A 14,092-nucleotide genomic window follows, 5' to 3' on the forward strand; every position below is an offset into this window, starting at 1 on the left:
GCGCACGCGCATACCCGCGGCGGCCCGCCGCTGCGATGCTCGACCGCTCGACTGCTCAACTGCTCGAAGGGGAGCGACATGGCCACCAAGCCGCCCGCAGGTGATCCCGTACAGGACGCGCCGCAGGTCGCGCCGCCCCAGCACGCGGCCGCCGGCCTGCACGCGATCGGGCACACCCTGCGGATCGCCCAGCAGCAGATGGGCCTCGCACGCACCGCGCGCACCCTGCTCAAGGTCAACCAGAAGGACGGCTTCGACTGCCCGGGCTGCGCCTGGCCCGAAGGCGACAAACGACACACCGCCGAATTCTGCGAGAACGGCGCCAAGGCCGTCGCCGAGGAAGCCACGCTGCGCCGGGTCACCCCGGAGTTCTTCGCGGAGCACCCGCTCGCCGACCTCGCCGGCCGCTCCGGCTACTGGCTGGGCCAGCAGGGCCGCATCACCGAGCCCATGTACCTGCCCGAGGGCGCCGACCGCTACGAGGCCGTCTCCTGGGAGCGGGCCTTCGAGATCATCGCCGAGGAGCTGACCGCCCTCGCCTCCCCCGACGAGGCCCTCTTCTACACCTCGGGCCGCACCAGCAACGAGGCCGCGTTCCTCTTCCAGCTCTTCGCCCGCGAATTCGGCACCAACAACCTGCCGGACTGCTCCAACATGTGCCACGAGTCCTCGGGCTCCGCGCTGAACGAGACCATCGGCATCGGCAAGGGCAGCGTCTCCCTCGAAGACCTCCACCAGGCCGACCTGATCATCGTCGCCGGACAGAACCCGGGCACCAACCACCCGCGCATGCTCTCCGCCCTGGAGAAGGCCAAGACCGCCGGCGCGAAGATCATCTCGGTGAACCCGCTGCCCGAGGCCGGCATGGAGCGGTTCAAGAACCCCCAGACCCCCCTCGGCATGCTCAAGGGCACCGCCCTCAACGACCTCTTCCTCCAGATCCGCATCGGCGGCGACCAGGCCCTCTTCCGCCTCCTCAACAAGCTCGTCATCGCGACCGAGGGCGCCACCGACCAGGCCTTCATCCGCGAGCACACCCACGGGTACGAGGACCTCGTCACCGCCGCCAAGGACACCGACTGGGACGAGACCCTCACCGCCACCGGCCTCACCCGCCCCGACATCGAGCGCGCGCTCGCCATGGTCCTGGCCTCGAAGCGCACCATCGTCTGCTGGGCCATGGGCCTCACCCAGCACAAGCACTCCGTCGCCACCATCCGCGAGGTCGTCAACCTCCTCCTGCTGCGGGGCAACATCGGCCGCCCCGGCGCCGGCGTCTGCCCCGTCCGCGGCCACTCCAACGTCCAGGGCGACCGCACCATGGGGATCTTCGAACGCCCCGCGCCCGCCTTCCTCGACGCCCTCGACAAGGAATTCGGCATCACCTCGCCGCGCGGCCACGGCTACGACGTCGTCCGCTCCATCGAGGCCCTGCGCGACGGCAAGGCCAAGGTCCTCTTCGCCATGGGCGGCAACTTCGTCGGCGCCACCCCCGACACCACCGTCACCGAGGCCGCGATCCGCCGCGCCTCCCTGACCGTGCACGTCTCCACCAAGCTCAACCGCTCCCACGCGGTCACCGGCCGGCGCGCCCTGATCCTGCCCACCCTCGGCCGCACCGACAAGGACTTCCAGGCCGCCGGCAAGCAGTTCGTCACCGTCGAGGACTCCATGGGCATGGTCCACGCCTCCCGCGGCAACCTCGCCCCCGCCTCCCCGCACCTGCTCTCCGAACCCGCGATCGTGGCCCGCATGGCCCGCGCCGTCCTCGGCGCCGGCTCCGCCACCCCGTGGGAGGAGTTCGAGCGGGACTACGCCACCATCCGCGACCGGATCTCCCGCGTCGTCCCCGGCTTCGAGGACTTCAACGCCCGCGCCGCCCGCCCCGAGGGCTTCCGGCTCCCGCACGCCCCGCGCGACGAGCGCCGCTTCCCCACCAAGACCGGCAAGGCCAACTTCACCGGCGCGCCCGTCGAGTACCCCCGCGTCCCGGCAGGCCGGCTGCTCCTGCAGACCCTGCGCAGCCACGACCAGTACAACACCACGATCTACGGCCTCGACGACCGCTACCGCGGCATCACCGGCGGCCGCCGCGTCGTCATGGTCAACCCCGAGGACGCCGCCGAGCTCGGGCTCGCCGACGGCTCGTACACCGACCTCGTCAGCGAATGGCGCGACGGCGTCGAGCGCCGCGCGCCCGGCTTCCGCGTCGTGCACTACCCGACCGCGCGCGGCTGCGCGGCCGCCTACTACCCGGAGACCAACGTGCTGGTCCCCCTCGACTCCACGGCGGACACCAGCAACACCCCCGCGAGCAAGTCCGTCGTCGTGCGCTTCGAACCGGCCTGATAAAACGACCTCAGGACAAGACGGTTAACGAACGTTGACGAACGGAGCCGGCCCCATGGGCGAGCAGCACGCTGTGAAGTTCCCGCAGGAGATCCTCGACGAGTACGCGGCCCTGGGCATCGACCTGCCCAAGCTGTTCTCCGCCGGCCACCTCGGCGAGCGCATGGACATCCGCATCCTGGAGGCCTCCCCGCAGCGCCTCGTGGCCACCATGCCCGTCGAGGGCAACACCCAGCCCTACGGACTGCTGCACGGCGGCGCCTCCGCGGTGCTCGCCGAGACCCTCGGCTCCGTCGGCGCGATGCTCCACTGCGGCATCAACAAGATCGCCGTCGGCGTCGACCTGAACTGCACCCACCACCGGGGCGCCCGCTCCGGCCTCGTCACCGGCGTCGCCACCCCGCTCCACCTGGGCCGCTCCACCGCCAGCTACGAGATCGTCATCAGCGACGAGCAGGACCGCCGCGTCTGCACCGCCCGCCTGACCTGCCTGCTGCGCGACGCCGAAGGCACGGGCGGCGTCCCCGCCGCCTCCTGACCACGGCCGGGCCCGTACGAGCCGGCGCACGGCCCGTACGACCCGCGTACGCCCCCGCACGGCCCCCCGCGGGCCCGGACCGCCCCGCGCGGTCCGGGCCCGCGGCGTTTCCCGGACCCCGCACCCCGCGCCCCGCGCCGCGCGGAGCCGCCACGGCCTCCAGACCCGGCCCGGCCCGGCCCGACCCGGTCCGGAAAGCGCCCGGAATCCGCCAGTCCGGGAAGATTCCGCGGACGGCTGTTGTGTCACCGATGGTGACGTCCTACCTTCCCTGCATGGGGACCCTGCCACCCGCCTCGGTCCGACCCGCGCTCGCCGCCCTCCTCGTGGCGCTCGCCCTGTCCGGATGCTCCGCTTCCGCCCCCGCCGCGCCCCACCCGACGCCCACCCCCGCGTCCGGCCCGTCCTCACCGGCACAGGTCTGCACGAGCCTCGTGTCCTACTGGGCCAAGGAGACCCTCAAGGGCACCTACTGGTCCGGTCTCGACTGGGAACAGAAGGGCCTGTCCAACCAGCAGTACGAGATCCACGAGGAAGCGGTCGCCGCCGGCCGCACCGAGGAGCGAACTGCCGGACGGGACAAGGCACTTGAGCTGATCGACCAGCTCGTGGCACGGCGCTGCGCCGCCGCGGACGGCGCCACCTGGAGCTCGGAGAACTGGCGACCCCCGACATGACGGCGGTGACCGGATTCCCGTACGCGCTGTCCGGCTTCCGGGCACCCGCCCGTGAGGGGCCGAACCGCAGGTCGCACGCCCTTACGACAGCGCTCCAAGATCCACCACAGAGAAGTGGATCAAGGCATTCCATTACGCTCCGTAATGCCCACGCCCTACGTAATCGCCCTTTTTCCCCTGCGGAATACCACCCGGTGGAGGCTTTCGGACACAGCCAGCGACATTTGAGCGAAATTGATCAATGACAGGACCATGGAGGCCTCAAGCCCCTTAGAGAAACGGGGAATTCTCAGCATGTGGTCACACGCCGACGTCACTAAAAGTCCGTTCTGTCCGCACTCCCGCCACACATTCTTGGCCTTGGCATAACAAGAGCGTCACATCCTCCTTTCTCCGCTCCCCGCATTCACCACCTCGGGCCTAGAGTCACGGCCAGTCACCGCGCCGCAAAGGCGCGACTCAGCACGGCCGTGGACATCCCAGTGCGGCCCGGCGACCCATCGGCACCTCTACACATGAGGCGGCCGCGCCAGGGAAAGGAAGAATCGTGCGACACCGTTCTTTGCTCGTCCTCACCACCGTGATCACCACGGGAGCACTGACCCTCACCGCCTGCGGATCGCGCGATGAGGCGAAGACCGGGGACAAGTCCGACGGCAAGAAGACCGTCGTCGTCATCGGCGTGGACGCCCCGCTCACCGGCTCGCTCTCCGCGCTCGGCCAGGGCATCAAGAACTCGGTCGACCTCGCGGCCAAGACGGCCAACAAGAACAACGAGGTCCCGGGCATCGAGTTCAAGGTCGAAGCCCTCGACGACCAGGCCGTTCCCGCCTCCGGCCAGGCCAACGCCACCAAGCTCGTCGGCAACAAGGACGTCGTCGGCGTCGTCGGCCCCCTGAACTCGGGCGTCGCCCAGCAGATGCAGGGCGTCTTCGCCTCCGCCAACCTGGCGCAGGTCTCCCCCGCCAACACCAACCCGGCGCTCAGCCAGGGCGACAACTGGGGCAAGGGCGAGTACAAGCGCCCCTTCAAGACCTACTTCCGCACCGCCGCCACCGACGTGGTCCAGGGCAAGTTCGCCGCCCAGTACCTCTTCAAGGACGCCGGCAAGAAGAAGGTCTTCGTCGTCGACGACAAGCAGACCTACGGCGCCGGCCTCGCCGCGATCTTCTCCGACGAGTTCAAGAAGCTCGGCGGCGAGGTCGTCGGCACCGACCACGTCACCGTGAAGGAGACCGACTTCTCCTCCACCGCCGACAAGGTCAAGTCCTCCGGCGCCGACTCCGTCTACTTCGGCGGCCAGTACCCCGAGGGCGGCCTGCTCGCCGACCAGATCAAGAAGACCGGCGCCAACATCCCGCTCATGGGCGGCGACGGCATCCAGGACCCCGCCTTCATCTCCGCCTCCGGTGAGGCCAACGAGGGCGACCTCGCCACCTCCATCGGCTACCCGGTCGAGAAGCTCCCCACCGCCAAGACCTTCATCGCCGACTACCAGGCCGGCGGCTACAAGGACCCGTACGCGGCCTACGGCGGCTACTCCTACGACGCCGGCTGGTCCGTCGTCCAGGCCGTCAAGGCCGTCGTCGCCGCCAACAGCGGCAAGCTCCCCGACGACGCCCGCGCCAAGGTCGTCGAGGCCCTCTCCAAGGTCTCCTTCGAAGGCGTGACCGGCAAGGTCGCCTTCGACGAGTTCGGCGACACCACCAACAAGCAGCTCACGGTCTACAAGGTCGAGGGCGGCAAGTGGGTCGACGTCAAGAGCGACACCTTCAACCAGTAATCCCCTAGCACCACCACGCACCACCAGCACCACCTGAACCACACCACCGCGCGAGGGCGCAACAGCGCCCTCGCGCGGAGTCTTATCCGACACGCTCATCGGAGGCCCTGCGGTGCACGAACTGCCGCAACAGCTGGCCAACGGCCTTGCCCTCGGTGCCCTTTATGGCCTCATCGCCATCGGGTACACCATGGTCTACGGCATCGTCCAGCTCATCAACTTCGCCCACGGCGAGATCTTCATGATCGGCGGCTTCGGCGCGCTCACCGCCTACGCCGCCCTCCCGACCGGCACCTCCCTGCTGATCGCGATACCCATCATGATCGTCGGAGGCGCACTCGCCTCCGTCGCCGTAGCCACCGCAGCCGAACGCTTCGCGTACCGCCCCCTGCGCAGCGCACCCCGGCTCGCCCCGCTCATCACCGCAATCGGCCTCTCGATCGCGCTCCAGCAGCTCGTCTGGCAGTTCTACCCGGATGCCAAGAAGGCCGTCAGCTTCCCCGAATTCAAGGGCGCAGCCTTCAAGATCACCGACAGCCTCGCCATCCAGCGCGCGGACGCCTTCGTCCTCATCCTCGCCCCGCTCTGCATGCTCGCCCTCGGCGTCTTCGTCCAGAAGAGCCGCAGCGGCCGCGCCATGCAGGCCACCGCGCAGGACCCCGACACCGCGAAGCTGATGGGCATCAACACCGACCGCATCATCGTCATGGCCTTCGCCATCGGTGCCGCGTTCGCCGCCGTCGCCGCCGTCGCCTACGGCCTCGACAAGGGCCAGATCAACTTCGAAATGGGCTTCATCCTCGGCCTCAAGGCGTTCACCGCAGCCGTCCTCGGCGGCATCGGCAACATCTACGGAGCCATGGTCGGCGGCGTCGTCCTCGGCCTCGCCGAAGCCCTGTCGATCGCATACATCGAAGACATCCCCGGCATGTCGCAGCTCGGCGGTGGAGCCTGGTCCAACGTCTGGGCGTTCGTACTCCTCATCGTCGTCCTCCTCGTGCGGCCACAAGGCCTGCTCGGTGAGCGCGTCGCGGATCGGGCGTGAGAACCATGACCACCAACACCACTCCCCAGACCGACGCGGTCAAGCAGGCACCCCGCCCCACCGCACTGCTCTACGCGGTCATCGGCGGCAGCCTCCTCACCATCGTCAGCGCCTTCCTCGCCTGGACCTGGACCGACGAGTTCCCCGGCGACCTCACCTACTACGGCAGCCCGGCGCCCATCCAGTTCCTGAGCCTCGTCGCCGCCCTCCTCACCGCCGCCCACGCGCTCTCCGCGCTCGGCGTCAAGGGCCTGCGCTGGCTCACCCCCACCGGCGCCCGCAAGCCCGTGTGGATCCTCTCCCTCGGCACCCTCGCCGGCACCTGGTTCACCGTCCTCGCCATCGTCTGGGTCCTCGGCGGAGTCGTCCACCTGGAGCCCGGCGCCTACGTCGCCCTCGTCGGATCGCTCATCCCGGCCCTCGCCGCGTACAAGCTCCCCGACGACAGCCACAAGGCGGCCCCCGCCAAGAAGCTGCCCTCCTGGGCCGAGATCGTCATCATCGCGGCCGCCTTCGCCGTCGGCCTCTTCGTGATCACCTTCGGCATCGACACCGACGACAAAGAGCCCCAGCTCTTCGTCACCTACCTGATCATCGTCGGCTTCGCGGCCATCGCCCTGCTCAAGTCCGGCCTCTTCGACCGGCTCGGCCTCCTCACCGCGAACAACCGCCAGGTCACCCTCATCGGGTCCGCCGCCGCCGCGATCGCCTTCCCGTTCATCCAGCAGAGCGGCGACACCTACACGCTCATCGCGGTCAACATCCTGATCTTCGCGACCGTCGCCCTCGGCCTCAACGTCGTCGTCGGCCTCGCGGGACTCCTCGACCTCGGTTACGTCGCCTTCCTCGGCGTCGGCGCCTACGCCGCCGCCCTGGTCTCCGGAAGCACCGCCTCCGCCTTCGGCTTCCAGCTCCCCTTCTGGGCAGCGGTCATCGTCGGCGCCCTCGCCTCGCTCATCTTCGGCGTGGTCATCGGAGCACCCACCCTCCGCCTGCGCGGCGACTACCTCGCCATCGTCACCCTCGGCTTCGGAGAAATCTTCCGCATCGCCATGGGCAACCTCGACGGCACCTCCGGCCCCGACATCACCAACGGCCCCAACGGCATCCCCAACATCCCCCACCTCGAACTCTTCGGGTGGAACTTCGGGGAGTCGCACAACGTCGGCGGCATCGTCCTCGGCGCCTACGCCAACTACTACTTCCTGATGCTGCTCGTCATGGCGCTGGTCATCCTGGTCTTCGCCCGCGCCGGCAACAGCCGCATCGGCCGCGCCTGGGTCGCCATCCGCGAAGACGAGACCGCCGCCGAAGCCATGGGCATCAACGGCTTCAAGGTCAAGCTCATCGCCTTCGCCCTCGGCGCCACCCTCGCCGGCCTCGCCGGCACCGTCCAGGCACACGTCAACAGCACGGTCGTCCCCGAGAACTACGTCTTCGCCGGGCCCGTCCCGCCGAACTCCGCGTTCCTCCTCGCCGCCGTCATCCTCGGCGGCATGGGCACCATCCGCGGCCCCATCCTCGGCGCCGCACTGCTCTTCCTGATCCCCGCGAAGCTGGCCTTCCTCCAGGACTACCAGCTCCTCGCGTTCGGCATCGCCCTCATCCTCCTCATGCGCTTCCGCCCCGAAGGCCTCATCGCCAACAAGCGCGCGCAGCTTGAGTTCCACGACGACACCGCTGACCAGGCCCCCACGGACCTGGCCACCGCCAAGGCGGGGGCGTGAACACCATGACCACCACGGACACCACCACCACGACGAAGACCACCGTCCTCGAAGCCAGCGGCGTCACCATGCGCTTCGGCGGCCTCACCGCCGTCAAGGGCGTCGACCTCAAGGTCAACGCCGGCGAGATCGTCGGCCTCATCGGCCCCAACGGCGCCGGCAAGACCACCTTCTTCAACTGCCTCACCGGGCTGTACGTCCCCACCGAGGGCACCGTCAGCTACAAGGGCACCGTCCTGCCGCCCACACCCCACAAGGTCACCGCAGCAGGCGTCGCCCGCACCTTCCAGAACATCCGGCTCTTCCACAACATGACCGTGCTGGAGAACGTCCTCGTCGGACGCCACACCCGCACCAAGGAAGGCCTCTGGTCCGCCCTCCTGCGCGGCCCCGGCTTCAAGAAGGCCGAAGCCGCCAGCGAAGCGCGCGCCATGGAACTCCTGCAGTTCATCGGGCTGGAGAACAAGGCACAGCACCTCGCCAAGAACCTCCCCTACGGCGAACAGCGCAAGCTCGAAATCGCCCGCGCCCTCGCCAGCGACCCCGGCCTCATCCTGCTGGACGAGCCGACCGCCGGCATGAACCCGCAGGAAACCCGCGCCGCCGAAGAGCTCATCTTCGCCATCCGCGACATGGGCATCGCCGTACTCGTCATCGAGCACGACATGCGGTTCATCTTCAACCTCTGCGACCGCGTCGCCTGCCTGGTCCAGGGCGAGAAGCTCATCGAAGGCACCGCCTCCGAAGTCCAGGGCGACGAGCGCGTCATCGCCGCCTACCTCGGCGAACCCTTCGAGGGCGACCCGGGCGCCGCGGAAGCCGCCGCCGTCGAAGCCGCCGAGCAGAACGCCGCCGAAGCCGCCGAAGCCGAGCCGGCGCCCGCCGCCACCGAGGCCGAGGCCGCCGCCGAGGCCGAGCCGGAGACCGCCCCCGCAGCAGCGGAGGCCGAGCCGGAGCCGGCGACCACCGAAGCCGACACGGCCGAGGAAACCCCGGCCGCAGAAGCCACCACGGAGCCGGACGACACCACCCCCGGCACCGGCACCACCAGCACCACCAGCACGGAAGGAGAGGCCAAATGACCGCACTGCTCAAGGTCGAAGACCTCAAGGTCGCCTACGGCAAGATCGAAGCCGTCAAGGGAATCTCCTTCGAAGTCAACGAAGGCGAAATCGTCTGCCTCGTCGGCACCAACGGCGCCGGCAAGACCACCACCCTGCGCACCCTCTCCGGGCTCCTCAAGCCCGCCGGCGGAACCATCACCTTCGACGGCAAGCCCCTCACGCAGGTCCCCGCCCACAAGATCGTCTCCCTGGGCCTCGCCCACTCCCCCGAGGGACGCCACATCTTCCCCCGGCTGACGATCACCGAAAACCTCCAGCTCGGCGCCTTCCTGCGCACCGACAAAGAGGGCATCGAAAAGGACGTCCAGCGCGCCTACGAGATGTTCCCCATCCTGGGCGAACGCCGCAAGCAGGCCGCCGGCACCCTCTCGGGCGGCGAACAGCAGATGCTCGCCATGGGCCGCGCGCTCATGTCCCGCCCCAAGCTGCTCATGCTGGACGAGCCCTCCATGGGCCTCTCCCCCCTCATGATGCAGAAGATCATGGCGACCATCGCCGAACTCAAGGCAACGGGCACCACCATCCTGCTCGTCGAGCAGAACGCCCAGGCGGCGCTCTCCCTCGCCGACCAGGCCCACGTCATGGAGATCGGCAAGATCGTCCTCTCCGGCACCGGCCAGGACCTCCTCCACAACGAGGACGTCCGCAAGGCCTACCTCGGCGAAGACTGATCCCACACCACGCGTGAGGCCCGCCACCGGAACCCGGTGGCGGGCCTCACGCGTTGCACCAGGACCACTCAGCCCTTCGCGGCGTTCTTCTTCTCCTCGGCGTCCTCGATGACCGCCTCCGCGACCTGCTGCATCGACATGCGCCGGTCCATCGACGTCTTCTGGATCCACCGGAACGCCGCCGGCTCCGTCAGCCCGTACTGCGTCTGCAGAATGCTCTTCGCCCGGTCCACCAGCTTGCGCGTCTCCAGCCGCAGGGAAAGGTCCGCGACCTCCTTCTCCAGCGCCCGCAGCTCCGCGAACCGCGACACCGCCATCTCGATGGCCGGCACCACGTCGCTCTTGCTGAACGGCTTCACCAGGTACGCCATGGCCCCGGCGTCCCGCGCCCGCTCGACCAGGTCGCGCTGCGAGAACGCGGTCAGCATCAGCACGGGGGCGATGGACTCCTCCGCGATCTTCTCGGCGGCGGAGATCCCGTCCAGGACGGGCATCTTCACGTCCAGGATCACCAGGTCCGGGCGGTGCTCCCGGGCCAGCTCGACGGCCGTCTGCCCGTCTCCGGCCTCACCGACGACGGAGTACCCCTCCTCTTCGAGCATCTCCTTGAGGTCGAGACGGATGAGCGCCTCGTCCTCGGCGATGACGACCCGCGTCGTCAGCGGCGGAACGTGCGACTGGTCGGCGTCGGGCGTGGGCGTCGACTCATGCTCGGCGGTCACGGATGGCTCCTCGTTGCGGGGCATTACAGCTCCCCTGAGCCTACCCAGCTCCTGTAAGGTGGTGTCCCGCAGGGCTCCCCTGAGCCTTTGTTTCTTAGGCCCCAGTACTCCAACTGGTCAGAGAGGCCGCTCTCAAACAGCGGACAGTGTGGGTTCGAATCCCACCTGGGGCACTTTGCTTCGATTCCATGGTCACGCGCTCATCGCGTGACCATCACTCTTTCCAGCGAAGTCCGCCGAAATGCACCGCGTGAGCGAATTCCACACGGCAGCGTCGAGCGCATGTACGACTTGGCCACCCGCGCCCGCGCCCTGGACTTGCTCGCCGAGGGGCGCAGCATGAACTCCGTCAGCAAGGAGACCGGGATATCCCGCTCCGCCATCCGGGCATGGCGATCCCGGGTGGAACCCCTCCCCCGGTTGCTCAACCAGGCCGCACCGTGCGCGGCGCCCACCGACAGACCCTCGTACGCGTACCTCCTGGGCCTCTACCTCGGCGACGGCTGCATCAGTCCGCACCCCCGGGGTGGACATCACCTCCGGATCGCTTGCGCGGACGCCTGGCCCGGCCTCATCGAACAGTGCCGCGCCGCGATCACCGCCGTACGGCCTCACGACAAGGTGTACCTGCTGCAGAAGCAGGGCTGCGTGGCCGTCACCAGCTACGGGCGGCACTGGACCTGCCTGTTCCCGCAGCACGGGCCCGGCAGGAAGCACGAGCGGCGGATCGTCCTCGAAGAGTGGCAGCAGGAGATCGTGGACGCGCACCCATGGGCGTTCCTGCGGGGGCTGATCCATTCCGACGGGTGTCGGATCACCAACTGGACCGTCCGCAACGGGAAGCGCTACGAGTATCCGCGGTACTTCTTCACCAACAAGTCCGATGACATCCGTCGCCTCTGTACGGACACGCTGACCAAGGTCGGTGTCGAGTGGACCGTCCTCGCGCGCGGTGTGGACCCCTTCAACGTGTCCGTCGCCCGTAAGGCTTCGGTCGCGCTGATGGACGCGCACATCGGGCCGAAGTACTGAGGCCCCGGGTGGCCGCGTCGGGCGGGGCGGGGCCCGACGCGGTGGGTGGTGCCGGGGGCGTCAGTGGACGGGGTCGCCGATGTGGTGGATGCGGACGAGGTTGGTCTTGCCGGTGACGCCGGGGGGTGAGCCGGCGGTGATGACGACGATGTCGCCGGGTCCGCAGCGGCCGATGCGCAGGAGTTCTTCTTCGACTTGGGCGACCATGGCGTCGGTGGAGTCGACGTGGGGGCCGAGGAAGGTTTCGACGCCCCAGGTGAGGTTGAGCTGGGAGCGGGTGGCGGGGTCGGGGGTGAAGGCGAGGAGGGGGATGGGTGAGCGGTAGCGGGAGAGCCGGCGGACGGTGTCTCCGCTCTGGGTGAAGGCGACGAGGAATTTGGCTTCGAGGAAGTCGCCCATTTCGGCGGCGGCGCGGGCGACGGCTCCGCCTTGGGTGCGGGGTTTGTTGCGGTCGGTGAGGGGTGGGAGGCCCTTGGCGAGGATGTCTTCTTCGGCGGCTTCGACGATGCGGGACATGGTTTTGACGGTTTCGACGGGGTATTTGCCGACGCTGGTTTCGCCGGAGAGCATGACGGCGTCGGTGCCGTCGATGATGGCGTTGGCGACGTCGGATGCTTCGGCTCGGGTGGGGCGGGAGTTGTCGATCATCGAGTCGAGCATCTGGGTGGCGACGATGACGGGTTTGGCGTTGCGCTTGGCGAGTTTGACGGCTCGCTTTTGGACGATGGGGACTTGTTCGAGGGGCATTTCGACGCCGAGGTCGCCGCGGGCGACCATGATGCCGTCGAAGGCGGCGACGATTTCGTCGATGTTCTCGACGGCCTGAGGTTTTTCGATCTTGGCGATGACGGGGAGGCGTCGGCCTTCTTCGTCCATGATGCGGTGGACGTCTTCGATGTCGCGGCCGCTGCGGACGAAGGAGAGGGCGATGACGTCGGCGCCGGTGCGCAGGGCCCAGCGGAGGTCTTCGATGTCCTTGTCGGAGAGGGCGGGGACGGAGACGGCGACTCCGGGGAGGTTGAGTCCCTTGTGGTCGGAGACCATGCCGCCTTCGATGACGGTGGTGTGGACGTGGGGGCCTTCGACGGTGGTGACTTGGAGGGTGACGCGGCCGTCGTCGACGAGGATGCGTTCGCCGGGGGTGACGTCGGCGGCGAGGCCGGGGTAGGTGGTGCCGCAGGTGTGGCGGTCGCCTTGGTGGTCTTCGGTGGTGATGGTGAACTCGTCGCCGCGTTCAAGGAGTACGGGGCCTTCGTGGAAGCGGCCGAGTCGGATCTTCGGGCCTTGAAGGTCGGCGAGGATGCCGACGCTGCGGCCGGTTTCGTCGGATGCCTTGCGCACGCGTTGGTAGCGCTCCTCGTGTTCGGCGTAGGTGCCGTGGCTGAGGTTGAGGCGGGCGATGTCCATTCCGGCTTCGACCAGGGCTTTGATCTGGTCGTATGAGTCGGTGGCGGGGCCCAGGGTACATACGATTTTCGCTCGGCGCATGGGGCGAGGGTATGCCCCTACCAGGCAGTAGGAAATTGGTTCAGGGTGTCGGCTCAACGACCTTTGGGCGAAAGGTTGTTGACAATTGTTGAATGTGCATGGGGGTGCTCTGATGAGCACCCCCGGAGTGTGAATTCGTGGGGGTTTCAGAGCTCGGGAGGGGTCATGGTGAACCGCGCGTTGACTTGTGCGTAGACGGTCTGGCGTTGGGGTTCGAGGTCGAGTGGTGGGGCGCCGGCGTCTTCGGAGGTGCTGAAGGCCATGGTGCGCATGGAGCCGGGGGTGGCTTGGGCGAAGGGGGCGGCGTTCTCGGCGCCGAGGTCGGCGAGTTCGACGAGGGCGGCGAGGCGGGCGCCGAGGGCTTCGGCGTATTCGCGGGCGCGTTGGACGGCTTCGAGTACGGCTTGGCGGCGGGCTTGGCCGTGGGCGGGTGAGGTGGGGCGCAGGGCCCACCAGGGGCCGTCGACCTGGGTGAGTTCGAGGTCGGCGAGGCGGGTGGTGAGTTCACCCAGAGCGGTGAAGTCGTTGAGTTCGGCGGTGATGTGCACTCGTCCGTGGTAGGCGCGGATGCGTTCGCCGCGGCCGTGGCGGGTGAGTTCGGGGGTGATGGAGAAGGAGCCGGTTTCGAGTTTTTCGACGGGTTCGCCGTAGCTCTTGATGAGTTCGAGTACGGAGTTGTTGCGGCGGGTGAGGTCTTCGAGGGCGGTGCGGCGGTCGGTGCCGCGGGCGCTGACGCTGATGCCGATGCGGGCGATCTCGGGGTCGACTTCGATCCGGGCTTCGCCGCGGACTGCGACGCGGGGTACTTCGGGGGTTCCGTAGGGCTGGTGCGCTGCGTCCTGAGTCATGTCTTCACTGTCGCACTGCCGTCTGTGGGGGTCGGGGTCATCGGATCGAAACCTGTTGGGGGTGTTGCTGCTTGTTACTCGTGGGTCA

The 14,092-nt window shown here is 68.5% G+C and carries 12 protein-coding genes and 1 tRNA gene; 10 read left to right on the forward strand and 3 right to left on the reverse strand.

The window, feature by feature from the left end; translation table 11 throughout:
- Nucleotides 1-78: 78 nt before the first annotated feature.
- The 8 genes from IE248_RS17060 to IE248_RS17095 all read left to right on the forward strand — a co-directional run bounded on the left by IE248_RS17060 (nucleotide 79) and on the right by IE248_RS17095 (nucleotide 9,914).
- Nucleotides 79-2,349: an FdhF/YdeP family oxidoreductase gene (locus IE248_RS17060; protein ID WP_190031093.1), complete on the forward strand. Its 2,271-nt coding sequence runs from the start codon at nucleotides 79-81 to the stop codon at nucleotides 2,347-2,349.
- A gap of 55 nt (nucleotides 2,350-2,404) precedes the next feature.
- Nucleotides 2,405-2,887: a PaaI family thioesterase gene (locus tag IE248_RS17065; protein WP_190031094.1), complete on the forward strand. Its 483-nt coding sequence runs from the start codon at nucleotides 2,405-2,407 to the stop codon at nucleotides 2,885-2,887.
- Between the two features lie 275 nt (nucleotides 2,888-3,162).
- Entirely contained in the window at nucleotides 3,163-3,564 is a 402-nt protein-coding gene (locus IE248_RS17070) for a hypothetical protein (protein ID WP_229895365.1), read from the forward strand.
- A gap of 547 nt (nucleotides 3,565-4,111) precedes the next feature.
- Nucleotides 4,112-5,347, forward strand: a complete 1,236-nt coding sequence (locus tag IE248_RS17075) for a branched-chain amino acid ABC transporter substrate-binding protein (RefSeq protein ID WP_037792907.1) — start codon at nucleotides 4,112-4,114, stop codon at nucleotides 5,345-5,347.
- A 112-nt stretch (nucleotides 5,348-5,459) separates the two neighbouring features.
- Nucleotides 5,460-6,392 (forward strand): branched-chain amino acid ABC transporter permease, encoded by a 933-nt coding sequence (locus IE248_RS17080; RefSeq protein ID WP_008741124.1) that lies wholly within the window; start codon nucleotides 5,460-5,462, stop codon nucleotides 6,390-6,392.
- Between the two features lie 5 nt (nucleotides 6,393-6,397).
- Entirely contained in the window at nucleotides 6,398-8,119 is a 1,722-nt protein-coding gene (locus IE248_RS17085; RefSeq protein ID WP_073798914.1) for a branched-chain amino acid ABC transporter permease, read from the forward strand.
- Nucleotides 8,120-8,124: 5 nt separating this feature from the next.
- The gene (locus IE248_RS17090; protein ID WP_190031209.1) at nucleotides 8,125-9,201 is read left to right on the forward strand and encodes an ABC transporter ATP-binding protein; all 1,077 of its coding nucleotides are present in this window, start codon (nucleotides 8,125-8,127) and stop codon (nucleotides 9,199-9,201) included.
- The gene (locus IE248_RS17095; protein WP_008744042.1) at nucleotides 9,198-9,914 is read left to right on the forward strand and encodes an ABC transporter ATP-binding protein; all 717 of its coding nucleotides are present in this window, start codon (nucleotides 9,198-9,200) and stop codon (nucleotides 9,912-9,914) included. Before IE248_RS17090 ends, IE248_RS17095 begins: the two co-directional genes overlap by 4 nt.
- A 68-nt stretch (nucleotides 9,915-9,982) precedes the next feature.
- On the opposite strand, the gene IE248_RS17100 is transcribed toward IE248_RS17095, so the two are convergent.
- Nucleotides 9,983-10,636 (reverse strand): ANTAR domain-containing response regulator, encoded by a 654-nt coding sequence (locus IE248_RS17100; protein WP_008744043.1) that lies wholly within the window; start codon nucleotides 10,634-10,636, stop codon nucleotides 9,983-9,985.
- Between the two features lie 98 nt (nucleotides 10,637-10,734).
- Between IE248_RS17100 and IE248_RS17105 the strand changes: the two genes are divergently transcribed.
- Nucleotides 10,735-10,809: transfer RNA gene (locus tag IE248_RS17105), tRNA-Leu, on the forward strand.
- A gap of 109 nt (nucleotides 10,810-10,918) precedes the next feature.
- Nucleotides 10,919-11,668, forward strand: coding sequence for a helix-turn-helix domain-containing protein (locus IE248_RS17110; RefSeq protein WP_190031096.1), 750 nt, complete (start codon nucleotides 10,919-10,921; stop codon nucleotides 11,666-11,668).
- A gap of 60 nt (nucleotides 11,669-11,728) precedes the next feature.
- Here the strand turns inward: IE248_RS17110 and pyk are convergent, their stop codons facing one another.
- Complete coding sequence (pyk, locus tag IE248_RS17115; RefSeq protein WP_100583427.1) at nucleotides 11,729-13,156, reverse strand: pyruvate kinase; 1,428 nt, start codon at nucleotides 13,154-13,156, stop codon at nucleotides 11,729-11,731.
- 146 nt (nucleotides 13,157-13,302) lie between these two features.
- Nucleotides 13,303-14,004 carry an SIMPL domain-containing protein gene (locus IE248_RS17120; protein ID WP_008744046.1) on the reverse strand — a complete coding sequence of 234 codons (702 nt, stop codon included), beginning with the start codon at nucleotides 14,002-14,004 and terminating at the stop codon, nucleotides 13,303-13,305.
- Between the last annotated feature and the right edge of the window lie 88 nt (nucleotides 14,005-14,092).

Source organism: Streptomyces goshikiensis (assembly GCF_014650555.1).
GTDB lineage: Bacteria > Actinomycetota > Actinomycetes > Streptomycetales > Streptomycetaceae > Streptomyces > Streptomyces goshikiensis.

Excerpts from the sequence above, each read along its gene's own strand:
- IE248_RS17060 (WP_190031093.1), top strand. The coding sequence starts at position 79 with ATGGCCACCAAGCCGCCCGCAGGTGATCCCGTACAGGACGCGCCGCAG.
- IE248_RS17065 (WP_190031094.1), top strand. The coding sequence starts at position 2,405 with ATGGGCGAGCAGCACGCTGTGAAGTTCCCGCAGGAGATCCTCGACGAG.
- IE248_RS17070 (WP_229895365.1), top strand. The coding sequence starts at position 3,163 with ATGGGGACCCTGCCACCCGCCTCGGTCCGACCCGCGCTCGCCGCCCTC.
- IE248_RS17085 (WP_073798914.1), top strand. The coding sequence starts at position 6,398 with ATGACCACCAACACCACTCCCCAGACCGACGCGGTCAAGCAGGCACCC.
- IE248_RS17090 (WP_190031209.1), top strand. The coding sequence starts at position 8,125 with ATGACCACCACGGACACCACCACCACGACGAAGACCACCGTCCTCGAA.
- IE248_RS17095 (WP_008744042.1), top strand. The coding sequence starts at position 9,198 with ATGACCGCACTGCTCAAGGTCGAAGACCTCAAGGTCGCCTACGGCAAG.
- IE248_RS17110 (WP_190031096.1), top strand. The coding sequence starts at position 10,919 with ATGTACGACTTGGCCACCCGCGCCCGCGCCCTGGACTTGCTCGCCGAG.
- pyk (WP_100583427.1), bottom strand. The coding sequence starts at position 13,156 with ATGCGCCGAGCGAAAATCGTATGTACCCTGGGCCCCGCCACCGACTCA.
- IE248_RS17120 (WP_008744046.1), bottom strand. The coding sequence starts at position 14,004 with ATGACTCAGGACGCAGCGCACCAGCCCTACGGAACCCCCGAAGTACCC.